Source organism: Legionella sp. W10-070 (assembly GCF_900640175.1).
Lineage (GTDB): Bacteria > Pseudomonadota > Gammaproteobacteria > Legionellales > Legionellaceae > Tatlockia.
On sequence record NZ_CAAAJC010000013.1, the window covers coordinates 24793 to 49437 of the forward strand.

Sequence of the window (24645 nt, forward strand, 5' to 3'; positions counted from 1 at the left end):
CGCGGGGATGACAAGAAACAGAACAATTTGCACAAGACAACCTGTCAAAACTAAATGAAAACGGTACTAGTTTTTACCCTGCTGTTGGCGGGTGAAAAATGCAAAATGGTAATTATACAGGCCAACATAAGTGCCATCCGATTGAAATTGAAGCAAGACATGATTAACTTGATCCATTAGTGCCTTATTTCCCGGCAAGCTTACAATACCCAGTCCGTCCCCCACCTCAAAATGCTCTTTCAGCAGCTTCACCTGCTCAGGATATTCATGTTCTACGTATAAGGCAGAGAAGTAGTTAATGAAAGCGGCATCTATTTTGCCATCATGGAGGTCAGCCACTAAATCTGCCTGTATGGGGTAAGGAACGACGGTGAACTGCCCGATAAAATTCTGCGAAAGATAATCAATATATCCTCTGCCAATTAAGGCACCGACTCGTTTTCCTTGCAGGTCAATGACTTTAGCGGCAGGATTTTTTTTCGGCAAAATAAACGAGCCCTGACAAACAAGATAAGGCAGGCTAAAGAGAAAGGCTTGCTGTTTATCCGGAATGACGATGCCGCCAATGGCAAAATCAATTTTCTTTTCCTCAAGAGCAGAGAACAGGCTGGTATATTTCATGGGGAGGTATTCACACTGCCATTGTAAACGGATGCAAATCGCATTCATTAAATCAATGTCAAATCCCTCTGCCATATAGGTTTTATCAGCCGATACAAATGGTGGGGCGAATAAAGGGACACCAATTCTGATTTTTGTATTGGCAAAAGTGTAAAAACAGCAAAAGGTTAATAGGATAAGGCATATTTTTTTCATTTTTTAGCTTATCTTGCTGATTTTATCTAATTATAGAACGTTTTTTGCGGATAAATGCAAGCAGGATGAGTGGTTGAAATTTGGTCGTAGATTGAGGATTATGGCTCAACATAAGTAACAATTTTTTACAATTAGGTAATATTTAATGATTTTAATCCTCACCTGGAGTCATTATAATGAAAAATTATTCATGGGTAAAAGCAGGGCAAGCCCATACCGTTTGAGTGGAGTAGAAACTGAGACGGGAATAGTTTGACTGTACTTTTGTCATTCCCCGGCAGGCGGGAATCTATTTTTTACAAAATGAGGGAAACCAACTTGAGAAATGGATTCCCGCCGGCGCGGGAATGACTATTACTTAAATGTTCAGAGGATAATTTTGCCTGGGGTAGAAAGAATATGTCATTTACTAAAGCTTCATTTGATGGGATAGGCTCAGGCGCTGGGGTTGCCTGGCCTTTTTTTGGCATTTTTTCTTCAACCTTGGGTCTTGCTGCCGGCAGTACTATTGCTTTAATCAGCGGAGGGATTGCAGGACTATTATTTTGTGCTGTCAGTGGGGCCATTGTTTACCTTTCTTATCAAAACGCATTAAAGGAAGAAAAGGCATTAAAACAAAAATTAGAACGCAAACAGGATACGGTAATCGCATTCCTTCACAGTTATCTGGAAATCCTCTATAGCGATTGTTTGTTGGAACGAGGAAAATCGACCGATACGTTTACTCCCGATGAGATAGTTCAAAAAATGATGGCTAAAGTTGCAAAAGATCGGGTAGATAATCTGCTGGTTAAAGAGATCCTCAGTCAAGAAATTATCAAGCAATTTATACAGACTAAAACTAGTTCAGAGGAAGAAAACCAATGGTTTTCAGAAGTTAACAAGCTTGTAGCCAGGTTAACTTCTGAAAAAGCAAAGCAGGTGCCTAAAGGCGAGCAGATAAAGGCTGCATTTCTGGGGGCTGTGGGTACATTTGGCGCCATTGCCGGTTGCACGGCAGGTTTCTTTGGTTTGTTGTCAGGGGTTGGCTTGTTAGCGGGATTCAGTGCTGTGCCTGTGGTAGGCTGGCTGACATTGGCTGTAGCGTTTAGTTTTGCCGTCTTTGTAGCAATCAATACTGCTCAGCAAGTGGCGGATAAGCACAAGCTGAAGCAAATGTCTCAAAATGCCAAGCAGATGTCGAAAGAGGTAAAGGTATTGTACGATACCAAGGATAATCAACGATTGGTTAACGAGGTTGTTACTGAAAGATTGGCGGAAATTAATTCCACCACTAAACCGACTATAGCGCTTTCTTCTGACAAATCAGAATCCCCATGGAATTATTGCGGTGTTGATTTTGGTCAAAAACCAGGTAATTAGTGAAAAATAATAGTGCACCTGTTATATAGACTTGTCTTTCTGGTTATAATTGCATTTAATTGTTTTTTAACCGGCAATAGCCAAGGGTTGTCATGTTTTATAGAAAAATGCTGAAGTCAAAAATTCACCGTGCCCAGGTTACCCATGCCGATTTAAGTTATGAGGGAAGTATTACCCTTTCACCAGAACTGCTTACCGCAGCCGATATTCTTGCCAATGAAGCAGTGAATGTATGGAATGTCACCGCAGGAACACGCTTTGAGACTTATGCGATAGCCGGCCGGAAGGGCTCATCAGATGTTTGTGTCAATGGCGCCGCTGCACATCTGGTTACCCCTGGAGATATTGTTATTATTGCCTCCTTTATTCAGTTGGCAGGCGACGTTTGCCATCATCATCAGCCTAAAGTAGTCTTTGTCGATGAGCATAATCAGATAAAAGAGATGAGGCCTGAAAAATTGGCGGTCAGTTTGTCAGGTTAAGTCCCTGGTTCACGCCGGGGTGGATGGAGCGCCAGCGAAATCCGGGATCGGAGCTTGATAATGCCCCTGGATTTCGCTGGCGCTCCATCCAGGCTACCATTTTCAAGGAAAAACCGCACTCTCACGTCCGTTTATTTTTGCAATTAATCCCGCTTGAATTTGCGGGATTAATTGCAAGTTTGAAGTAATTAGCTTAGTCCGGTTTCAGTTTCCTAAGCTTGTCTGCAGGGTCTGTGGAAAATGGCGATGGGCTTTTAGCTTCCTCTTCTTCCTTTTTCTCTCCCACTAAAGAGGGTGAACTCTCTTGCTTTATATCACGTAGGCCTTGACGATATTTATCGGTGGCTGCAAGTGGCATGCGCTTTTGAATTAATGTAAGGCCATTTTGCAGCTTGGCATTTTGAGGATCTTTCTCCAGCGCACTTTTAACCTGATCATGGATTTGTTGCAAACTGCCATTAAAAAGCTTGCCACTGCCGCAGGAGAACATATGCGAATCAATGGGCTTACCATCGGCGCCGATTACCGTACCAAAAAACTCAAGGCCTTTTTTCGCCTGTTTGTCAAAGAAATCTTCGGCTGCCTGCATGCTTTCAAATTTTAACAGCCCGTTTGCTTCCGGTTTCTTGCCAAATTCCAGTTCATAGGCATCAGAGATCCGTTCCCAATTAGAGCCAGGCTGTGCTGGTTTGAAGGTGATTTCTTCCTCTTCTTTTTTGAGAGAAGGCTTTTCACCAAGACTTGCAGACAGGGCATTTTGAGCCTTTTTCTGTTCAAGAAGTTCAAAGTCTTCTTTTTCTTTGGCAAGTCTTGCCTCTTCTTCTGCTCTCTTTTTAGACTCCTCTTTCTCTTTCGTCATGTTAACTCTCCAGCTGAGGTATTAGTAAAACCCTCTAATCTTTAATAGTTAAATTATTGTATACATTTTTAACAAAGACAAAAAGTTGGTAAAAGGTAAATTTAGTGTAAAAATTCCTTTAAGCTAACATTTTGTTTTTCAATTATTAATTGACCTGTAAGTAAGATCACTTTTGCCTATACTTATTAGTAGAGGAATTGTTTAGGGGAAGATCATGGAACTTACAATTTTTTTAGCAAAAGTCATTGGCTGGTATTTTGTGATAGTCAGCCTTTTTATGCTTACCCGCCAGGAGGCCACAAAATCCTTGATTGCTGATGTGTTGGCACAAAGGGCATTACTGTTTTTCATGGGTATCGTAACGCTCATTATTGGTTTGTTACTCGTGTTAAGCCATAATGTCTGGGTTATGGGATGGCCAGTGATCATCACTTTAATTGGATGGCTTGTACTGATTTCAGGTATTTTACGATTAACGTCTTCCAAACTAACTACAAAAATAGGCAACTGGTGGTTAAAAAATCCTGCCTACCTTGTTGTAGCCGCGGTAATTTACCTGTTAATTGGCCTTTATTTGCTGTACATGGCTTATTTTTAAGTCCTGCTCTTCCGGCTTGTCAAAGAGGTTAAATCGATGATAAGCCGGAAGAAACCAAGCCAAATAGTGGATTATTCCTGTCTGAAGGCACATCCAGGGTTGCTCTTTACTTGGCAAATAATCTTCCTGATATTTAACTTTCCCTTAACTATTTATTGGTAAGCTGGATAAAAAATAGTTTATGGGATAACGATGAATAAATTTTGCCCGAAAGAGTATTATATTCGCCAAAATGAGGAAATCCTGGGAAAAACAATAGGTGAGCGAGTGGAGCTCAAGCCTCAGGGGATGCTACTGGTTGAGAGCTATTACGCGGATAAGTACCAGGCGGCAATCAGCCCGGCTTATCTAGCAGAATGTGAAAGGATCACCTCCAGGCTATCTAAGATAAGAGAAAATGCAAAGAATTATAGCAATTATCGAGATGCTTTAATTGTCGATCAAGGGTTTGGCTATCATTCTTTTCCTTACATTTACCTTAAAGAAGATAACCAGGAAATTGTATTAATTGTTGATTCGCAAGGCGGTAAAGCTTTACATAGAAAAGTTGCTGAAGCGATGTTTAAGCAAACCGGAATAACCACCTACGCTGTTGAAGATAGTTACCAGAGTGATAATTATTCTTGCCATACAGGGGCTCTTGCTATTGCCAAAGACTGTGTCGCCAAGGAAACCTCTGGCAAGTACCGTCTGAAAAATCTCCTGCCAACGATAAAAGAAAGGGCAAAAGTAGCCCTTGATAGTCCAGGATTTTACTGGGCAAAGTTACCCAATGAGCTGTTAAAAGTTCCTCATCTCTCTCAATTTGTCGAGGAGCATGAGCAAGCCTCTGAAAGGCCAATAAACAAAAAGGGAGCGTCGTTGAGGATGTTTCGTGACCGCTTCAAGCTTAACTGTGGAGGTATAACCATCAATGATTACTTACGCCAAAAAGGACTTCACTTTGCCAATATTATTGAAATTCAGTTTTATGCCGAGCAATTAAAAGAAAAGTTAAAAGGGAAGCTAAAAGAGAAATGGCTGGAAGAATTCATTAGCGACGCCAAGACTATTTTAAGGAACAACACGAGTCCTGATTCACACGAGCTCCTGTTTAAGTATGTCTCCGAATGGGCGCAAAAGAATGGTTTGCCACAAGAAATTGATATAGAGAGTGAGCAGATGAAAGCGCAGGCGACCAGCAAAAACCTCACTCTAGCCCCCGATCCTATCAATTGGCCTGATTATTCTAATGTTAGCTTGCCTGAGGATACTTTACTGACTAAACAGCGATACAATGCTATCCATCAAGTCGCAAGCCAACTGCAATCAGAAGTTGATTCCAGCTGGCCTTATCCGAATAAAAGCAGGAAAAAAGAGAAGGTCAAGGCATTAGCCTCTTTTGCCGAGCTTCTTGCTGGTGCACCTTGCTCGGGTAAGACTTTGGTTCAATGTATTGATGAAATTAAGCAAACGTATCCTGACCTGACCAAGGGCGCGAGAAGCCGCGTTGGCAATTTGCTGGAAGGCTTTATTGAAGAAGCTAATTTAAACATAGGCTGCAGCTTTAGATAGGATGGTTTGATTCTATTTGCCGGGCATCAGGTTGCTTATAACAGGGTTGAAGGAGTGGTGTTTTTGGGCGCAGAATCATTAATCCTGCTTCCAGGTATTTGAAAAAAAGATGCCAGGTATGAAAATTTACCGCTTATCTCTTCTAAGAAGGGAAATCTTGCTTGTTGAGAGCCAAGCGATTGATTATCGTTTTCAATCAGCGCAGGAAGGCTGGATTCATTGAGCAAGGAAGCCAGTTCATGAAAACTTCCCGGTCCCTGGGTTGCGCGGCTTAACAATGATGCCAGTTTATCTTTTTGATTAAATTGACAATAAAGAGCAATTAACTGTTTACGATTGGTTATCAATGGTTCCAGGTTAGCAACCAGCCAGTTATCAAGGTTACGATCATGGCGGGCTCGATTCAATAGCTTTTCAAATAATAGATCGACTGCCTCTCTTGTTTGTAATTCGCTGCTGTCATGTCGCTGCCACTCATAAATAACCAATGCTTCAACCAGATTGCTTAAGGAGCGCAAATCTGCTTCTGCGTTGATACGCGAGAGAAGGACTGGCAGGTTTTCTCTTCTTGGTAAAACGGGTTTCAGTTCTTGTGAATCGGGCAAACTGTCTTCTTCTGACGTTGCTTTAACTGCCTCGGTTATCTCGACAAAAAGTGGCTTTCGAGGTTGAAACCAGGTTTCCCAGCCGTAAAAAATACTGCGCTTAAGCCAGATACGAAACCTGGCTAAAAAACCGCTGATTTTGGCAATTGATGTTTCAAATTGTGCTTCTTTCAGAGCCTGTTTTGCCATGTTGCGTTCTTCAGATTCTTTGGGCAACAAGGGCAATCCGAGAGAGCATAGGGTTATTAAGTTTTGATAATCAGCACCTTGGCCAAAGTATTCGATTGCCTTGCTGCAATTAAAACTTAACAGCTTGGCACAGATTTCCTGATCAAATAATAGGGGGTGATTGAGGAAACATTCAAAGAGGGCTTTGCGGGTGTCAGCAGCTATTTCCGATCTTCCCATAATCCAGGCGCTGGTATGCAGTTGCTTGCGTCCTGAAATCGTGCTGCTGTTACCTTCAAAAGCCTTCAGATAACTGTTCATACAACGTTTTAACGGCTCAGTCTGGCCATGATAATGAATTAGAAAATAATCAATCGCAGTTATCTTGCTGGCATGTTTACCGAGTGTCTGTATTAAAGGATTAACAGGAAATTCTGTTACTGGGCTTTCTTTAATTGGCTGTTGTTTCCCCCATCCTTTGGTTAACCGGTGTAAGAAATTTCTCCTATTTTCGTTGTCGGTTGTATTCTGCAAAAGAGGGATAAATTTTTGCATGCGGTTAATGTTAATTCGTCCATCATCATAGAAAACAGAGCAGTCAGCAAATACAGCACTGCTTCGTAGATAATCACTGGTCGACCGGGCCATTTTTTCCTGTAATAAACAAAACGTTTCTCTTTCGCTTAATCGAATGAGTAATTGAATATTTTCTGAGGTAAACAGAGGGTCATCTGCAAAAATATTTTCCAGTAACTGATTAATAAAGGTGACAGCATAACCCTGTTCTTGTCCTCCGTAGAGATAAAGTCGGCAGAGTTCGCCAAGATGTGATTCATCACATAAGCCAATTAAATTTTTGCGGCTTGAGGCTGATAATTGGTCGAGGTTTTTGATCAGGGTCGCGACAATCGTCTGACGTTTTTTTTCTGTTATCCGGGTTAACTGGTTTGTCATTTTACGGGTAGAAATATTCATCAGGGTCGCTAATACCTTGTCGCTGCCAGGCATACCAGCATAGTAATGTAGCCAATAACCCAGGATTAAATCCTGCTCAGCTATTGTTTTTAAAATCAATCTTAGCGATGGTTCGTTCAACTGGCGAAAATGTTTTATTGAACACAGCAGGCAGAATGCGGCTTCGGGAGAGAATTGGGCAATCGCTTCCAGGGGGAGGCTGTCAAGATTAAGTTGGGCTGTTAATGGTTGTAATCGCTGAGGCAAGCGTTGACTGGCGCCGACAAGGTGGTTAAAGGGGGAAGTTCCAGGCAGCTTCTCCAGATAATCCTTACGGCTTAACAGATAAGCTGCGATTAATGATTGAATGTTGCTATCCGGGGTTGAATTCAGGAGGTGAATTAACTCATTAAGGGAAAATGGACATTGCTTTAACACGCTAAGAAAATCGAGCCTGCTTGTTGAGGTTTCAAGGATAACGTCTACATGAGGCTTATGCTTCAAAATAGACTGTAATAATTGCAGACGATTAAAAGAAGATGCTTTTACCTGGGTTTGTAGCCATGGCCAGGAAAATCCCTGGACAATATTTTCAACCAATGCGGAATCAATGGGGCTGACTTGAATGATACGCTCGAAAAGCCAGCTTGTTTTGGCTTTGGTTAATGTTGTTATGGTTGGTATCCTCTGGCATAGGTCAGGAAGCAGGTTGTGGTTGAGCATATGGAACAAGAGTTTCTCAAGGAACGGCTGATTGGCTATTTCTGTCTCATCAGTTTCTTTAAGCCAGGCGAGGAAATGGGGAGTTAAGCGCCTCTTATCCTTGGTTAGAAAGGAAGATAGGCAAAGCCAATGATAATAAACTGCAGGTTGCTGGCTATTGATTTCTTTCTCGAATTTTTCCATTGATTGGTAATAAACGACTCCTTTGGATTGACAGAGTAAAAAATCAAAGCAGCAGGCTAAATTTTTTGTTGCTTTAATTATCGTTTTATCTTCAGGCGAGTACTGTATTAGTTCTTGCTGTAAGCGAAGTAGATTGGCATAAATGCTGGCGTCCCCACAAAAGCAGGCCCAGGTTTCTTTATCATCCAAAGCACACCAGCCTGACAATTCTGGTTGAGGTTCAATAAAAAAAAGCAATCGTTGCACAAGCAACATTTTTTCACAATCTGCTGGTTTCAGGCTGGCAAGCCTGGGAATGGAAAGGTGCTGTAGGAATAGGTCAATGTGTTCCTTATCCTCTTCTCCTGTGAAATGTTGCAGATAGTCACTAATCAGATTGCGGTATTTTCCACCTAATCCGGCATAAATGATTTGTTGAAGTAGCTGTTGATACTGTTTTGGTGTTTGCAGGGCAAAGTTAACAACCCGGGTTAACAGCGAGTGACTTAAATTAGCAAGTAGTTCCTGAGTCTTTTCTGGTTCGCTAAAGAGGTGTTCCAGGGTATATAACAATTGATGACAAAGGGTTTCATTTGCCGGAGAAGAAAAGGCAGGCAGGTAGGAATTTAAAAGGACTGCCAGATCATAAGGCTGCTTGTTTTTGATAGAAGAATAGCTGAGATTTCCAAGCCGTTCAAAATCCTGTGCATCCCGGTTATAGCCAAGACCTAAACTGCTAAGCTGCTTCCAGCGGGCGGTTAACCGCTGGCCAATTTCATCAAGGGTGGCCAGTTCCATTCGAATCCAGTCAATTTCCAAACCCCGGGTATAACTCTCAGGTAGAAAAAGGGTTGCTAATTGTGGCCAGGACAGGCGGTTTTCCTTAGCCTGTATAACCAGTCTTAAGAGATTTGTCAGATGGGGCTTTTGGGCAAACTTGGAAGCTTGGTATTGCAATCTTAAATGAGTTAAAGGTTGTAACATCAACTGTCCAACGAACGTCTGGATTGATGATGCTGTTGCCTGTTTTAATCCATGGTATGCACGAGTAAAGGTTATTAATTGTTGGTGAACGGATTCCAGCTGGGCTATCAGATCCTGGTTTGGGTAGTAAGCAAGTAGCCGCTGTAATAGTTGGCTGTCCATATTTTCTGTAATGGGAGAAAAGAACTGCAATAGCAGCCATTCCCTGAACTGTGGGACTGCTAACAAGCCTGGAATGTTTAAGGCAGAGGTCAAGAGGGTTTCCAGTCTGGCAGTAATTGAATAGCAGCAGGATTCTAACCAATGTTGATGCTGTGCCGCAGCAGTGGTAAGCAGGTCAATTTCTATTTTATCCAGTGGTTGAATTTTATTATTCCTGATCCGGCTAAAATAGGAATCAGTTCTGAAGAGCTGGATTAATTTGGCTGGGGAGAAATGCTCGATTGTCTTTAGCTGCCGTTGAAAGTGGTTAACGATGGCGGAAACCCTTTGATAGTGCGAAAAATTAACTTCTTTTATTACCTGCAGGTACTCAATCAGTAAATTGAATAAGCAATTTAGCTGGATTTCAGCAATCGATTCATTATGTTTACTATAAATAGGCAAAATTATCTGCTGATAAAGTGGCGTTTGGCTGATACAGGCTTTAATCTGTTCATCAGCGTTCTGGTATTGGTTCATTATTTCCATCACCGCTGTTAGTAACGGCAGACGCTGGATCCAGCGTGATGAGGTAAGTGCCTGGGATGCGACTTCATCACAGGAAGAAAAGGGTTCATAAAATGCACTTAGTTGATTAATTTGGGTCAATAATTGTATCTGAGCTTGTAGCATCTGGCTGAACATGCCTTTGTTTAATCGTTGTAATAAACCAGGATGACAGGATAAGCCCCTCCAGGGGTCAATAGCAGTTTGTTCAAGGACAGAGTATAAAAAACCTGCTGGTTCGGGGGGGATGTCGAGTGAAGGGTTTTGCAGATAGTCGCTGAGGCAGCGGCGATAATATTGGTTTTCTCCAACCAGTTGTTGGAGTTGTAGCTTATTCTCTTCGCTAACGGCATAATTGCTGAATGCGGCAAACGTTTGCCAATCTACATTCATCGATTTAAGCCAGGTTGCTAAGGGAATAGACTCTGTTTTCAGGTAATCAAAAATAGCCTCTGTGAATGCTGTTTTAGTGCTGATTGGGCTAAAGCTGTCGAGGATACGTAATATTTGTTTGCCGGAAGTGATTTCTGCCAGCAGCATATTGCGTTCTGATTGTCCAAGTGCGGCGATGCTTGCCGGGTGTCTGGCTAATAAATCGACAAAGATAAAACGTGTTTTGCTTTGTTGATAAATCTTAAATAAGGTATCAACGGGTAATGCACGTGCCAAAGTCATTAGCGAGGACCATTGGAGATCGCCTAATATTGGCTGCTGCAGCAAATCTAAGCCCAACTCCTTGCGGTTTTTTTCGTTTAAGGTATCAAAAAATATTGCGAACTGATCTTCGTTCATTATCGCCGGTGGGGCACTTAAAAGCTGCTTGATAAATTCCTGGTAATGTGGATGACGGGTCAGGTCAGGATGTAGGCGGGTACAGTTGCTTGCAAGTAACAGGGTGGTTAGTGGATGAGTTGCTGTTGATTTGCGGTCAATGTTCTCAAGCCAGGTTAAAGCAGATTGAGCAAAGGCTTTACTCCCAAGGATGAGGTTTGACCAACGACGATCATAACTTTCCAGGAAAGCGATGGTATTAAGTACTATCTGTTGTACTTCACGAGAAAAATGAGCAAATTGGCTTGAATCTATTGTCTTGTTCTGGATTAAGCTGGCCAGTAATTTAAGATGGCCAAGAACCAGCTTGATGTCATCGTATTGGTTTGCGTTCAGATCAGGGATCTGCAGTAAAATCAAGTTGATTACCAGTAAGATTGAAGGTGCTATATTTTGAGAGGAAATGGACTGCTGTACTTCAGTAAGGAACTGCCGTTTTATTTTAACCGGCTGGTTATTTAATTGTTGGCAAATGGCAATACAATGAGCGGTACAGTTATTATTGGCTGCCAGACGAATAAATAGCCGGGTCAGGTAAGGGAGTAATGCTTTTTTCTCATAAAGCGAATCCAGGAAAGCACGGTCTTGTGGCAGCAGGGAAAATAAGCTGCCATAATCCAGCTTGTCAAACCTGCCTTCAACCAGCAGCTTATCCAGCCAATGGGGAAACTTTATAATAAGATCAGCGGGGTTACTCTCCCTGATTAGCCATTGTAGATGCCTGTCGCTTAATAGTGGCAGCAGAGATTCAAAATCTTGCATACTGCTAATAAAAGCAAGGCTTTTTTCAATCAAAGGATGGTTGCTGCAGTGTTCAACCTGGGCGATTAATGTCGTGATTAGTTGTAGCTTTTGCTCCCTGGATTTATTTTGGAAAAAATTGGCTGCTTTTTGCCAGTTGGCCAAGGTTAATTCCTGCATCGATTTAGTCAAAATAGCAGCGATGCAGGGGATTTCTACAGCGTTGAGACTTGATGATGCAATTTGTGCCAGGTATTGTGCACCCAGGGATGCATCTCCGTTTTGACAGATATCGGCTGCAAGCCGAGCCAGGATGGGATCAAAGCGATCAGGACTGTTGAGTTGTGTTGTTAACAAGGTATTGCAAGGCGCTTCCTCATAATCGATATCTGGTTTTAGCAAGCGCCAACAGGCCTGCTTCAAATAAAGATAGTTCTTTTTTCCCTGTTCATTCAGTGTCTGTTGCACTGCTCCAAGGTTGATGAATAAATGTTGTAATTTCTGCGGTGTCAGGCGAAAATGAGTAAGCAATTCAAGGGCGATAGTTCGACATTCTTCATGTTCAAGCGTTACCCTATTTAAAATACGGCTGGCTCTCAGCCTGAGATCCGTTTGGACACTATTGACCAGATAACCATGCAACAAACTGGGGGTGATTTCTTGAAGTGGAGATGAGCGGGAGGCCAGGGAAATGAGGCAACCTGGCGTTTTAAGCAGGTATTTGGCCAAATCCTTTGCTTGTGGATCAGCAATCCATTGATGGATAGGAGCTTTCTCTTCATAAGAGGATTGCAAACGGCGGCAAAAGTGATGTAAAAGTTGTTCCAGGGTAGGACAGTAATCTTTATCAGTCTGTACCTTCTCAAGCAATTGAAAAATGACCGTTATCAAATTTTTATCGTCAATTGACGGGACTAATTTATTTAGGAGTCCTTCACTGATAATGGGGGTATTGAGGAGTAAAAAAAGCAAAAGCGGCTGTCGGTCATCGTTGGTTAATAATTCGACAAAGCCATGATGTGTGCGGTAACCATGACGGATCCCATATAAATAAAGATCTAAAAATTCAGTACTGGTATACCGTTTAAGTAAGGCTAATTGGCTTGAAGGTTTCAGAATAGTAAGCAGGGAATGGCAATAAGGTAATAAACGGTGCTTATTAAAATCTTCAGTGAATAGAACATGGAGCCATTGAAAACTAATTTTGCTGTTTTCATTGAAATTTAAAAAAATGGCTTTGATTGCCTCATTGGCCGCGCTTTCCGGAAGTAGTTTAATCGTTCTTGCTAAATCAACTAAATGCGAGGAAGGAGAAGATGAGCAGGCTATTTTCTCGCACAAAACCTGGTAATAAAGTGAGGACAACGTCGCAGTGTCATGCTGTAAGGCATGGCATAAGGCTGCGATATGGCCGCAAAGTTTAATAAGTTGGCTTTCATCTAATCTTTTCAGACAGACTTCAATTAAACCCTGATGGCGAATATTACTGCCAGTTATAAAATTAATGGTAAAGGTTTTATCTTCATCATCAATCGCATCCATGCAAGCCAGTAGCTGTTCTTGGTCATAGGTTTTTTCAATAAAGGTGTCCAGAAAGCGAATGAAATCTGCCAGATTGTTCTGTACATGGGAATAGTATTGTTTAAGGAAGGTTGGAAGTTCTTTCAACGGTAAATCTGCAAAAACGGCTAATAAAGCTTTATTGACCACCTCCTTAAATGAGGGATCCTGTAAATTATATTTTCCTAGCGTGTTGAGGAGTTCAGATACTAATTCTTTTTGTTGCCGGGCGCTGGTTTGCGACAGAAGCCTTTTTGTCATCAGGATATTTGCCAACTCACTATTGTTGTGAATTAGGGACTGGTAGTCTGAAGGGGAGGCAGTTGCCCGTACTGCCAAGGCAGAAGCAAGGGCTTCATATTTTTGTAAATAGGTTTTCCTGCATTCAGCAAAATGGTTGTTTGGCTGTTTTCTGTATCCTGATACATAGGTGGCTGCCTGCGCTCTTAACTGAAAGGTAATTGTTACTAATTGTTCAGTAGGAAGGACCAGGCTTAGGTAATTAAGATTAGTATGGCCGCATAGGGCGGGGGAGAGTAGCAGACTGGCTGCAAGCTTCCCTAAATGTTGATGCAATTCGCTATTTAAGGCATTCTTTGCATGATTAGACAGGACAAAATTGATTAATCCTTCCAGCCAGGGAGAATGGGCATTGGCAGTCTCTGATAAGCGTTCATAAAGGCGCTCGCGTTGTATTGCTGGTAAGCAGGTAAGCAAACAAGTTATCGCCTCTTTTTGAGGCGCGTTTTCAATCCATAAGAGAAGATTGGAAAGCAAATCTTGCCAGTGATCTTGCTTATCGAGGATAAAGAGCGCATTTAGTTGGGTGAGCACCTGCCTGATTTGCTTTTTATCCGAATGATTTAGAGCGTTTATTAATAATGAGGTGTTAATTTTATTTTTTAGCTGGAAATAGTTTTCTGCGCTACTCTCTTCGTTGAGTAACGTGAGCAGGAGAAGGAGGTTCTCAAAGGATTTTTTTTCTGCAAGCCTATCAATAAGATCATTTAGCAGAATAACTGAAGGGGACTCTTGTTTAAAGAGCTTACGAGCCAGGGTAATATCAATTTTAGATAGGAAGGCCGCAACAAAATTCTCGCCCATAGCCAACTCCTTGTCTGATTAAGGCTTAAACGAATTGAGGTAATAATTGCAATCCTTTGAATAGATCCAGAATAACGGTTTGAAAAATAAATTCAATATCTGTTTTATTTTTGCCAAAAATGAGGGGAAAAGAGAATAAGTAAAGAAAATATTTCCAATCTGCCCGCAAGCATGGAAAAGATTAATAACCATTTACTGCCTTGGCTAAGTTCAGCAAAATTGCCACTGATTTCTCCAAGCCCCGCGCCTGCATTGGCTAAGGAAGCAGTAATTGCTGAGAAGGAAGTAACAAAATCATTGCCAAGCGCCATAAATACAACCATCAGCAACAAAAAAAGAGCAATAAAAACGGAAATAAATCCCCACATGGATTCAAGGATCGGTTCTGCCAAGGTATGCTTTCCAAATTTAATGGGGATAAGTGCATGAGGATGAAGCAGCCTTATCATTTCCCGTTTGCTTTGCTTATAGATCAATAGTGCGCGAATGGTTTTTATTCCGCCGCAAGTTGAGCCGGAGCAACCGCCAATGATGGCTAATAACATGATCAGGATAGGGACATAGGAAGGCCAGGTACTAAAAGGAGCGGAGTTAAACCCTGTGGTTGTAGCCAAAGAAATCACATTAAACAGACTTTTTATAAAGGCATGGCCGATGCCAAAAAAGCTATGATGAATTAAACTTAGGGTGACAAGGAGGCTGGCACTAAGAAGCAGGCCAATATAGAAACGAAATTCTTCATCCTGCCAGTAGTGATTTAAGCTTCTTTTTTTAAAGGCGACAAAATGCAGGGCAAAGTTAGTGCCTCCAAGCAGCATGAAAAGACAGCCAATCAGCTCAATGGTTTCGCTTTTATAATAAGCAAAACTCTCATCATGCATCGAAAATCCGCCAGTTGATACCGTAGCAAAACTTTCACCCAGGGCATCAAACCAGTCCATCCCTGCGGCCCAATAGCATAGGGTGCATAATAAAGTTAGGAATAAATAAAGAAACCATAATGCCTTGGCTGTCTGGGCGATACGGGGTGTCAATTTACTGTCTTTCATTGGTCCTGGGGTTTCTGCCCTGAAAAGTTGCATGCCCCCTACACCAAGCATTGGCAGGATAGCGACCGCTAAAACGATAATCCCCATGCCGCCTAAAAATTGTAATTGCTGGCGATAAAATAATATGGCATGAGGCAAGCCTTCCAGGTGCCGAATAATACTGGCTCCGGTAGTAGTAAAGCCTGAAACTGACTCAAACAAGGCATCCGTCATACTATGGTTATGATGGTCGATGGCAAAAATAAAAGGCAATGATGCAAAAAAACAAAGAACAAACCAAAACAGGGCAACAATAAGGAAACCGTCACGAATCTTCAGTTCATTATGTTGCTTTCTGCAGCTGAACCAGAGTGTTGCGCCAGTTGCAAAGGTACAGCCAAAGGCTGCCAGGAAGGGCAACCAGAATTTTTCGCTGAAGATGAAGTTGATAAGCAGCGGAGTAAGCATACTCACACTAAACATCATTAAAAGCAGCCCCAGGATACGTAGGATGGTTTTAATTTGCATGACTTAGCTCATAAAGGTCAGACTAACTTGGAAGAGGGATTCCACCTGGCGCACATAGCGCCTTTTCAGCAGTAATAACAGGACATGATCTCCTGACTCTAAAAGGAGCTGTGGATCGGCCATCAGCAGCTTTTTATCCCTCATCACACCTGCAATAAAACTGCTGGGAGGTAATTCAATCTCCGCAAGACGACGGCCAACTACCTGAGAAGTATATCTGTCTCCATGGGTAATTAATTCTATCGCCTCCGCTTCCTCATTCTGCAGTCGATGAACCTTTACCATATTTCCCCGCCTTAATTTGGTGAGAATACTGCCAATGGTAATCAGTTGAGGGGAAATCGCATGGTCAATATTGCTATCCTGAATGAGTTCTACATAGGCATTGCGATTGACAAGGGCAATGACATATCGTGCTCCCAGGCGTTTTGCTTGCAGGCAGGACATAATATTGGTCTCATCATCATTGGTGACTGCACAAAAAACGTCGGTAAATTCGATATTTTCATTAAGCAGCAGATCGCGATCTGCAATATCTCCTTGCAGAACCGTACTCTTATGAAGTTGGGAAGCAAGGTTGCTGGCATGAGACAAATTACGGTCAATGACCTTAATGCGGTATTTATTTTCCAGGGTTTGTGCCAGCCTGGAGCCGATATGGCCGCCGCCGGCAATCATAATCCGGCGATTAGGATGAGTATAGCGGCCTAAAGCAATGAGTACCTGCTGGATGGCCTGAGGGGAAGCTATAAACAAAACATCATCACCCGGTTTAATTTCATAATCATTGTCTGGTTCAAAGGAAATGTTGTTGTGAAAGATGGCAACCACCCGCGTTTCAATGGGATTGATATGGTTATAAAGCTGTTGAATGGTTTTGCCAACCATCATGCCGCCAGGTTGTGGTTTAATCGTAACCAGCAGGGCTTCTCCCTCGGCAAATTCCAACACATGGGTGGTGCCAGGGTAATCAATCAGATTCTTAATATGTTCGGTGACCAATTTTTCAGGGCTGATGCAGACATCTACTGGCACATGGCTATTACAGAATAACTGCGGATAATCATAGTAGTACCTTGAACGAATGCGTGCTATTTTGGTAGGGGTACGGAAGAGGCTGTAGGCAATTTGACAGCCCATCATGTTAATTTCATCACTGTTGGTAACGGCAATCAACATATCGGCCTGTTCAATGCCTGCTTCAATTAAAATATTGGGATGGGCTGCTGAACCTGAAACAGTCTGGATATCCAGACGATGTTGTAATTCACGCAGGCGATCTTCATTTAGATCAACTAAGGTTATGTCATTGTCTTCACGGGCTAAATTTTGGGCCAGCGTACCGCCTACCTGACCTGCCCCCAGGATGACTATACGCATTAAAGGAGCACTCCTTCATAAACAAAGGTAGCAGGCCCTCGCAAATAAATAGCATCCTTCGTATCAGGCCAATCGACAATCAACTCACCTCCTGGTAAATGGACGTGGATGGATGGCTCCAACTCATAGAAAAGCCTTCCAATTGCAGCGGCAGCTACAGCACCACTGCCGCAAGCCTGAGTCTCCCCACAACCACGCTCATAAACACGCAGGGCAATATGATTTTTATCGATAACTTGCATAAAACCAGCATTGGCTTGCTCAGGAAAAAAAGGATGCTCACTAATCTGTTTGCCCAATTTCTTCACCGGAGCTGCCTCCAGGTTTTCTACCACGCTCACTGCATGGGGATTGCCAACACTAAGGGCATGCACTGGATAAGTGAGACCGCCATGGAGGACCAGGTTATATACCGGGGCGCGATGTGCAGCCTGCAGGGGGATATTCACTGGGTCAAGCTGGGGCCGTCCCATATTGACCGTTACTGTGTTGTCACTATTAATATGTAGCTGCATTCTCGTCGTCTGTGTAGCTACTGTGATAATTTTTTTATCCGTCAAGCCATAATGAGATGCAAAAAGGGCAAGACAACGAGCGCCATTACCGCATTGGCCTACTTCCTGTCCATTGGCATTAAAGATACGGTAAAAAAAATCAATGCCTTCCTCTCTGCTCTTTTCAATAAAAAGGCATTGGTCAAACCCTATTCCGGTATCTCGCCGGGCAAGCTCTGCAATGGTTTCAGGTGGCCAATCTATTGTTTGTCGCACAGCATCAATGATTACAAAATCATTACCCAAGCCATGCATTTTAGTAAATCGAACGGTCATTTATACACCTGATGGCTATTGGAAGTTGAAGGTTGAGGCCTGTCAGGCAGATAAAGAGGCCCTTTTTGCCCGCAAGCAGTTAAAGAGACTGCAATCAGAGTAACTGTTAATAACAAGCGCATGAGCTTTACCACCAGACACTTCGCATTGATACAGAAAGAGCCCTTTCTTAATGTCAATGCATTAAATAAGCAAGTATAAGGAATTCCAATCCAAACTGCCATGTCTGAAAAATAAAATGAACAGTATGGTAACAAAAGATCGTGAATAATGGACATCGACAAATTTTAAACGAAGTTATGAACTGATTTAAAAATAGCTTCCGATCTAGGTGAGGTTAAAACGGCGGTTTTTCCTTGAAGCCTGGATGAAGCGCTAGCGGAAATCGCATAATCAAATATGATTTTGCCTCGAGATCTTTAAACTAACCTTGCTATAGCGTAGCGCATTAGTGATAATTTAGGGCGATTAAAAATGCGGTTTTCCAGGGCGTGTATTCATTAACTCCCGATGCTCCGTGATTGGACTGCAGGAGCTGGCGGTTAGAGGATTCATGAACCGCAGGCGTTGGCCAGGAAAGTCGCACTTTTAATCGCATCTGACGATAATATAAGTTTTTTGGAGAGAAGGTGTTAAACGTTTATACTAAAGAACCAGAGCAGCAGGCACAGGTTTGTTTAATTTGGATGCATGGTTTAGGTGCTGATGCTTCTGATATGGCAGGGCTTTCTGAGCAATTGTTACTGGAAGGAACTGCGATTCGTCATGTTTTCCTGGATGCTCCGGTGCGGCCTGTGACAATTAACAACAAAATGCCAATGCCTGCCTGGTACGATATTCTTGATCTGAAGTTTATTGCCAATGAAGATCGAGAGGGCATCCTGGCAGCAGAAGCTCAGATTCATCAGGTGATTGATACTCAAATTGAACAGGGCATTCCTCCCGCGAGAATTTTTCTTGCCGGTTTTTCTCAGGGTGGGGCAATGGCTCTACGTACCGCCTTACACAGGGAAAAGGTTGCAGGGGTGATTTGCTTGTCAGGTTATCTGCCGCTGGCGGCTGAATGTCGACCAGCCCTTGTCAAGACGGCACCTATGTTTATTGCCTATGGGCGTCACGACCCGCTTGTTTTACCCGCCTGGAGTAAGTTGACTGTTGATTGGTTGGCAGCAGCGGGTTATTCCAATGTGCTCTGGAAAGGCTATCCAATGGAGCATGCGGTCTGCGCGGAAGAAATCAACGATCTCTCTCAGTGGCTTGGTACTCAAATAAAGGGAGAGGCTTGATGACTATTGTCAAAAAGACGCGCGTGGTTTCTTTTTCTTGCGAGCAAATGTATCAATTGGTAAACGATGTAGAGCATTATGCCGAATTCCTGCCTTATTGTTCCCAAAGTTTGGTACATCACCGTGATGAAGACGAAGTGCAGGCTACGCTGTTGATTGCTGCGGCTGGGGTCAGCAAATCATTTACCACCCGCAATCTATTGCAAGCGAATAAAATGATAGAAATTCGTTTGGTTGATGGTCCCTTTAAGCATTTAGAAGGATTTTGGCGTTTTGATGAAGTGCCTGAAGGTTGTCAAATTTCCTTTGATTTGGAATTTGAATTCGCAGGCTGGATGTTTTCAATGCTTTTGGGTTCTGTTTTTGAACAGGTTACGGAAAAGATGGTTGATGCCTTTTGTGAGCGCGCAGAGGCTCTTTATGGTAAAAGTTGAATTAGTCTACATTAAAGAGGACGGATCAACCGTTCATTTAAAGCTCTCATTAAAACCGGGTTCTACTGTTGCGGAGGCGCTAAAAGAGTCTGGCCTCTTAACAGCCCATCCGGAAGTTAAGACACTTCCGGTGGGGATTTTTGCAAAACAGGCTTCTTTGGATACGGTGTTAAAAGCTGGCGATCGGATTGAAATTTACCGCCCGCTTGCCTTCGACCCTAAGGAAAAAAGAAGGCAGCGAGCCAAAACGAATAAGGATTAAGGTTTATGCTCTATACGGGCAAGCCTGTTGTTGGAAAAATATAAACTTAAATTACGTACTTTAAGCGGGCCTGTGCCTTTTCGCCAAGTGTACGCATAATCCCAGCGGTCGTTGTTAAATGTCGGGCTTAATAAGCTGGTGCCCATCAGAATGGCCACATCATTTTTACTCATGCCTGTTTTTAAACGCTCAATTTTTGATTGGGGTAACAGATTGCCTTGTTGCACAATTCGCCTTGAGGAGTCATAGGAAATACAATGAGTCAAGGTTAATGTTAGCGCTATACTAATGAGAATGGTTCTAATTCGCATTTTTTTGCCTGCTATGAAAAATTTCGCCATAATACCATGTCATCGGGTGCGATTAAACTGCGGTTAGTAGTAATTAATGGTAGCCTGGATGGTGCGCCAGCGAAATTCGGGAGCGAGCTTGAGAATAAAGGCATGCCTCTGGATTTCGCTGGCGCGCCATTCGGGCTAACTTTCAGGGAAAACGTAGTTTTAATTGCCCCTGTCGTCCAGAGTAAAGTCACCTGGAACAATGAATTGTGAGGAGTGTTTGTGGAAGAAAGTCAACAGCTGAAAGATGCAGGGTTAAAAATTACCATGCCTCGCTTGAAAGTATTGCAGATCCTGGAACAATCCCGTGATCATCACTTAAGTGCCGAAGGTGTCTATAAAGCACTCCTGGAAATGGGAGAAGATGTTGGCTTGGCAACGGTTTACCGTGTTTTAACTCAGTTTGAAGCAGCCGGGCTGGTTGCGCGTCATAATTTTGAAGGCGGACATTCTGTATTTGAGCTTAGCCAGGGCGAGCATCATGATCATCTGGTTTGTGTGAAATGTGGTAAAGTCGAAGAATTTATTGATGAAATCATCGAGCAGCGCCAGCAAAAAATTGCTCAGCGCGCCAATTTCAAGATGACCGATCATGCATTGAATATCTATGGCATATGCCCGGATTGTCAGTTAGTGGGGATGAGATGATGGTAATAATCGCTATTTCCGTGCTTGCCATTGCAGGATTTAAGTTATAATTAATTATTATATTTAAACAGGGATGTATCATGTACGATGATTTATCTGCTCCTTACCAGGCTGGCGAACTGCCTGCTTTGCAATTAGGCGGAATTTTGCTAAATGACCATTTGTTGCCTGACGCCCCGGTCAATCTGGTGCTTAAATCCTTAAATCGACATGGCTTGATTGCCGGTGCGACAGGTAGCGGCAAAACAAAGACCATGCAGGTGCTTAGCGAACAGCTCTCCCTTCAAGGGGTACCCAGCCTTGTTATGGATATCAAAGGCGATATTTCCGGTTTAGCGATGCCGGGTGAAGCTAATGATGCCATTATTGCACGCAGCCAATCATTGGGTTTGAATTATACACCGCGGGCTTTCCCCGTGGAGATGTTAACCTTGAATGAAGCTTCTCATGAAGGTGTTCCCTTACGCTCAACGGTCAGTGATTTTGGTTCCCTTCTTTTTGCGCGGATGCTGGATGTCAATGAAACACAGGCAGGGGTAATCACTGTTTTGTTTGAGTATGCCAAAGAGAAAAAGTTGCCATTAATTGATCTGGCTGATGTGAAAGCGCTGTTACAGTTTGGACAAAGTGATCAGGGAAAAGCAGAAATAGAAGCACGTTTCGGTGGAATAGCGACTGCCTCAGTAGGGGCGATTGTCAGAAAGATTATTGAGCTTGAAGCCCAGGGGGGAGGCAGTTTTTTTGGCGAACCTTCTTTTAATGTGATGGATCTGCTAAGAACCAATGCCCAAGGTCTGGGTGTTATCTCTATTTTGCGTCTTGTGGACATGCAGGATAAGCCGAAGTTGTTTTCAACGTTTATGTTAAAGTTACTTTCTGATGTTTATCGGTTGCTGCCAGAATTAGGTGATCCTCCCAAACCCAAGTTAGTATTATTCATTGATGAAGCGCATTTGATTTTTAACAATGCCAGCAAGGCGTTACTGAACTTGTTGGAAACTATAGTTAAACTAATTCGCTCAAAAGGGGTCGGCCTGGTTTTCTGTACGCAAATCCCCAATGACATTCCTGATGCCGTGCTGAGTCAGTTAGGGCTAAAAGTGCAGCATGCTTTACGTGCTTTCACTGCGAAGGATAGGAAAGCAATGAAGCTGGTTGCACAAAATTTCCCCCCTTCAGAGTATTATCAAACTGAAAACTTGCTTACTTCACTAAGTATTGGCGAGGCGTTAGTTAGCGCGCTTGACGCGAAAGGCCAGCCAACACCCCTTGTACAATGCATGATCCGAGCACCTGAATCCCGTATGGGGGTACTTAATTCCCAGGAAATGAACAACGTTGTGGCAACATCAACCTTGCTACCAAAGTATGGGCAGCGCCTGGAAGAGAGGTCAGCCAAAGAAATTCTGGCTGCGGCAGCCAAAGGTGATGAAAAAGAGCTGCCATCAGCAACAAAAAAACAGTCAAACCCGAAAGAGCCGTCAATGATTGAAGAAATCAGCAAAAACACCCTGTTTCGCCAGGTTATCAGGCAAATTATGCGAGATCTTACCAAAGCCATGTTGTCCGCTTTGGGTATAAAACGGAAGCGCTAGGTTCTGTGCCCTTATCTACTATCTAGGCCCAAAAGCCTTGATTTTCTGCGCTCCGATGCTCACATACTTCTATGTATGCTCCGCTTCGGTGCTCGCCAATCAAGGCTTTTTGACTCAAGCTAGCGATAAGTGCACAGAACCTAATACGCTAATCTGGAATAACAATTAAAGTGATTAAGGTTGTCTCAGTTACAGATGGGCTTATAAATGGCAAATAAATATTCAACATTGCAAAATAATGAGCTATAATGGCGCTAAATTAATGCCTTTTTTTATTTATGCCATCTCAGATAGACCCATTTTTTACCTGTTTCCCCTGCGAGCAATACTGGAAGTTCATTATTGATAAAAACAGGTGGGCATTAAACAACCCACTGATTTTTGATCAGGAAGATTCGCCTGGTTATCTGCAATGGATGAGTCTGGCTTTGTGGACTATGTTGATGACCGTAGAAGAGCCATTGACGACAGATTATATTCAGGGAATACATGATCTTGCCTATCATGATAGAGCAAGTAATACTCGTTTGGTTTATGCTCCTCAAGGTATTTCAGGATTGGTCAAAGGGAGTTTTAACGAAGCGGGTTTTAGCGAGTTAGTCGATAAAATACGTAATCAGGGTATAAGATTATCGATAATTTTTAAAAAAGATCCGGCAGGGAAGAAAACTGAAGAATTTAAGCTCGATCCTTCCAAAACGGATCAACAGCTTTATTCGGAACTTCTTAAAAAGATTGATTCAGTTGAGGCTGGCCTGCAAAGAAACACCAGTATCAGTGATATCCTGGAAGTATCTCAACGTTATATTGACAGGTATAATCAGGAAATCCAGGATGCAGCTCAGGACAACAACAAAAAATTAATTGCAATTGTCCGCTTCATACAAGACATGCACCAGTATCACCCCTTTGTTGACGGCAATGGCAGAACGTTTGTTTTTTTGCTTCTGAATAAATTGCTGCTGCAGAATAATTTATCGCCAGCAATGGTGGCAAGTCCTGGGCGATTTACCGGCTGGTCGCTGGACAGCCTGGTCAATGAGGTGAAAGAGGGACAAAAAACTTTCCAAGCGTTGTGTACAAGCAGTCCTAACCAACAGTCATTGACCGATTATCTCAGCCAAACATTTCATTTAACAGAAGATAATAAGGAAAAAGCCCTTGCGACGGTTAATGTTCAGGCGTTTCTTGATAGAAATCCCTCCAGATTAGTCACTTCTTATTTTTATAGCGAGGAGAAAGACGTCCAGCTTAGTAGGATTCGAGATGAAAATGTAATTAACAGGATAATTAAAGACAATTCCGATATCGAAAAATTATCAAGCGAATGCCAGATGAAAAGCAGGGATCTTTTGCCGCTTTGTGCTCATTTAGCTAATTTCCCAATGGTTAAAAGAATTATCAAAGTGGACAAAGATCAATCAAGGCTCGGGGTGTATAAATCTGCATTTGTAATGGCATACATGATTAGCGGATTAAGGTTTGGTGATTTCAAGCAATCTATTGAAAAATTGAATCTGTCTTCTGATGACATCTATGAATTACTTATCGAGGAAGATAATACAATTTATGAGCTGATCAAGGGAAAAAAAATATCAAATGAAAAAAAACCTTTTTTTAACTACTTGCTCTTTTTCAGAGAAAAGGAGGTTCTTGAGTATTTGATTAAAAAGTTGAGCGTATCCCAACTGAAAGACCTTTTATCCTATGAAACAGAAGCCAGTGTTGTTAATGGTGAGCAATTGTTTAATTGGTATCATCCTGATTTGCTGGAAGATTGCCTTCGTCAAATTGCCAAAGATGATTTAGAGCCGGATAGTAGCTTATCAGGACAGGAACAAGTAACGATTGTAGAGGAAGAGAGTACCCAGTCAGCCTTGGGAAAACCAGACATTCAACAATCCACCAATAAAGGCTTAAAGCGATACGGTATGTATGCCGATAATAAACATTCTTCATCAATGCAGGGGAAAGATTATTCACCTCCCCAAAGAGGGTATTAATAACAGGAACGGGTTTTTAAAATTATTTCCGGGCTAATGCAGGGCATGTCCTCAATTAAAGCCTATTTTTTAGGCATTTACTGCGTATATAAAGCTCATTAA

At 42.4% G+C, this 24645-nt stretch carries 18 protein-coding genes; 10 read left to right on the forward strand and 8 right to left on the reverse strand.

All coding sequences use genetic code 11. The features are described 5' to 3' along the window. Window positions 1-66 precede the first annotated feature (66 nt). Window positions 67-816: a transporter substrate-binding domain-containing protein gene (locus tag E1O65_RS07230; RefSeq protein WP_133132930.1), complete on the reverse strand. Its 750-nt coding sequence runs from the start codon at window positions 814-816 to the stop codon at window positions 67-69. Between the two features lie 399 nt (window positions 817-1215). On the opposite strand from E1O65_RS07230, the gene E1O65_RS07235 reads away from it, so the two are divergent. Together E1O65_RS07235 and panD are read left to right on the forward strand one after the other, a co-directional pair. Further along, a complete protein-coding gene (locus tag E1O65_RS07235; RefSeq protein WP_133132931.1) occupies window positions 1216-2178 on the forward strand; it encodes a hypothetical protein in 963 nt (320 codons plus the stop codon). A 92-nt stretch (window positions 2179-2270) separates the two neighbouring features. Beyond that, on the forward strand, window positions 2271-2660 hold the full coding sequence (gene panD, locus E1O65_RS07240) for an aspartate 1-decarboxylase (RefSeq protein WP_133132932.1): 390 nt from the start codon (window positions 2271-2273) through the stop codon (window positions 2658-2660). 193 nt (window positions 2661-2853) lie between these two features. Here the strand turns inward: panD and E1O65_RS07245 are convergent, their stop codons facing one another. Continuing rightward, the gene (locus tag E1O65_RS07245; protein WP_133132933.1) at window positions 2854-3519 is read right to left on the reverse strand and encodes a hypothetical protein; all 666 of its coding nucleotides are present in this window, start codon (window positions 3517-3519) and stop codon (window positions 2854-2856) included. 214 nt (window positions 3520-3733) lie between these two features. Between E1O65_RS07245 and E1O65_RS07250 the strand changes: the two genes are divergently transcribed. Together E1O65_RS07250 and E1O65_RS07255 are read left to right on the forward strand one after the other, a co-directional pair. Further along, complete coding sequence (locus E1O65_RS07250; protein ID WP_133132934.1) at window positions 3734-4117, forward strand: hypothetical protein; 384 nt, start codon at window positions 3734-3736, stop codon at window positions 4115-4117. Window positions 4118-4309: 192 nt separating this feature from the next. After that, a complete protein-coding gene (locus E1O65_RS07255) occupies window positions 4310-5671 on the forward strand; it encodes a hypothetical protein (RefSeq protein WP_133132935.1) in 1362 nt (453 codons plus the stop codon). Window positions 5672-5706: 35 nt separating this feature from the next. On the opposite strand, the gene E1O65_RS07260 is transcribed toward E1O65_RS07255, so the two are convergent. The 5 genes from E1O65_RS07260 to E1O65_RS12700 all read right to left on the reverse strand — a co-directional run bounded on the left by E1O65_RS07260 (window position 5707) and on the right by E1O65_RS12700 (window position 18255). Next, complete coding sequence (locus E1O65_RS07260; protein WP_133132936.1) at window positions 5707-14211, reverse strand: hypothetical protein; 8505 nt, start codon at window positions 14209-14211, stop codon at window positions 5707-5709. 104 nt (window positions 14212-14315) lie between these two features. Beyond that, on the reverse strand, window positions 14316-15767 hold the full coding sequence (locus E1O65_RS07265; protein WP_133132937.1) for a TrkH family potassium uptake protein: 1452 nt from the start codon (window positions 15765-15767) through the stop codon (window positions 14316-14318). 3 nt (window positions 15768-15770) lie between these two features. Continuing rightward, window positions 15771-17147: a Trk system potassium transporter TrkA gene (gene trkA / locus E1O65_RS07270; RefSeq protein ID WP_133132938.1), complete on the reverse strand. Its 1377-nt coding sequence runs from the start codon at window positions 17145-17147 to the stop codon at window positions 15771-15773. Next, window positions 17147-17977: a diaminopimelate epimerase gene (dapF, locus tag E1O65_RS07275; RefSeq protein ID WP_133132939.1), complete on the reverse strand. Its 831-nt coding sequence runs from the start codon at window positions 17975-17977 to the stop codon at window positions 17147-17149. The genes trkA and dapF overlap by 1 nt, the downstream gene beginning before the upstream one ends. After that, window positions 17974-18255 carry a lipoprotein gene (locus E1O65_RS12700; RefSeq protein WP_347400068.1) on the reverse strand — a complete coding sequence of 94 codons (282 nt, stop codon included), beginning with the start codon at window positions 18253-18255 and terminating at the stop codon, window positions 17974-17976. Before E1O65_RS12700 ends, dapF begins: the two co-directional genes overlap by 4 nt. Before the next feature lie 351 nt (window positions 18256-18606). On the opposite strand from E1O65_RS12700, the gene E1O65_RS07285 reads away from it, so the two are divergent. Genes E1O65_RS07285 through E1O65_RS07295 form a run of 3 tightly spaced genes read left to right on the forward strand, consistent with a single transcriptional unit; the run spans window position 18607 to window position 19959 of the window. Then, the gene (locus E1O65_RS07285) at window positions 18607-19263 is read left to right on the forward strand and encodes a carboxylesterase (RefSeq protein ID WP_278043644.1); all 657 of its coding nucleotides are present in this window, start codon (window positions 18607-18609) and stop codon (window positions 19261-19263) included. Beyond that, the gene (locus E1O65_RS07290; protein ID WP_133132941.1) at window positions 19263-19697 is read left to right on the forward strand and encodes a type II toxin-antitoxin system RatA family toxin; all 435 of its coding nucleotides are present in this window, start codon (window positions 19263-19265) and stop codon (window positions 19695-19697) included. The genes E1O65_RS07285 and E1O65_RS07290 overlap by 1 nt, the downstream gene beginning before the upstream one ends. Then, the gene (locus E1O65_RS07295; RefSeq protein ID WP_133132942.1) at window positions 19684-19959 is read left to right on the forward strand and encodes an RnfH family protein; all 276 of its coding nucleotides are present in this window, start codon (window positions 19684-19686) and stop codon (window positions 19957-19959) included. Before E1O65_RS07290 ends, E1O65_RS07295 begins: the two co-directional genes overlap by 14 nt. Here the strand turns inward: E1O65_RS07295 and E1O65_RS07300 are convergent. Beyond that, window positions 19956-20300, reverse strand: a complete 345-nt coding sequence (locus E1O65_RS07300; RefSeq protein WP_133132943.1) for an outer membrane protein assembly factor BamE — start codon at window positions 20298-20300, stop codon at window positions 19956-19958. The genes E1O65_RS07295 and E1O65_RS07300 overlap by 4 nt on opposite strands. A 219-nt stretch (window positions 20301-20519) precedes the next feature. On the opposite strand from E1O65_RS07300, the gene fur reads away from it, so the two are divergent. From fur to E1O65_RS07315, 3 genes are all read left to right on the forward strand, one after another. Further along, window positions 20520-20945, forward strand: coding sequence for a ferric iron uptake transcriptional regulator (gene fur, locus E1O65_RS07305; protein WP_133132944.1), 426 nt, complete (start codon window positions 20520-20522; stop codon window positions 20943-20945). Between the two features lie 80 nt (window positions 20946-21025). Then, window positions 21026-22540, forward strand: a complete 1515-nt coding sequence (locus E1O65_RS07310) for a helicase HerA-like domain-containing protein (protein ID WP_133132945.1) — start codon at window positions 21026-21028, stop codon at window positions 22538-22540. A gap of 278 nt (window positions 22541-22818) precedes the next feature. Further along, window positions 22819-24543, forward strand: coding sequence for a Fic family protein (locus E1O65_RS07315; RefSeq protein WP_133132946.1), 1725 nt, complete (start codon window positions 22819-22821; stop codon window positions 24541-24543). Window positions 24544-24645: the final 102 nt, after the last annotated feature.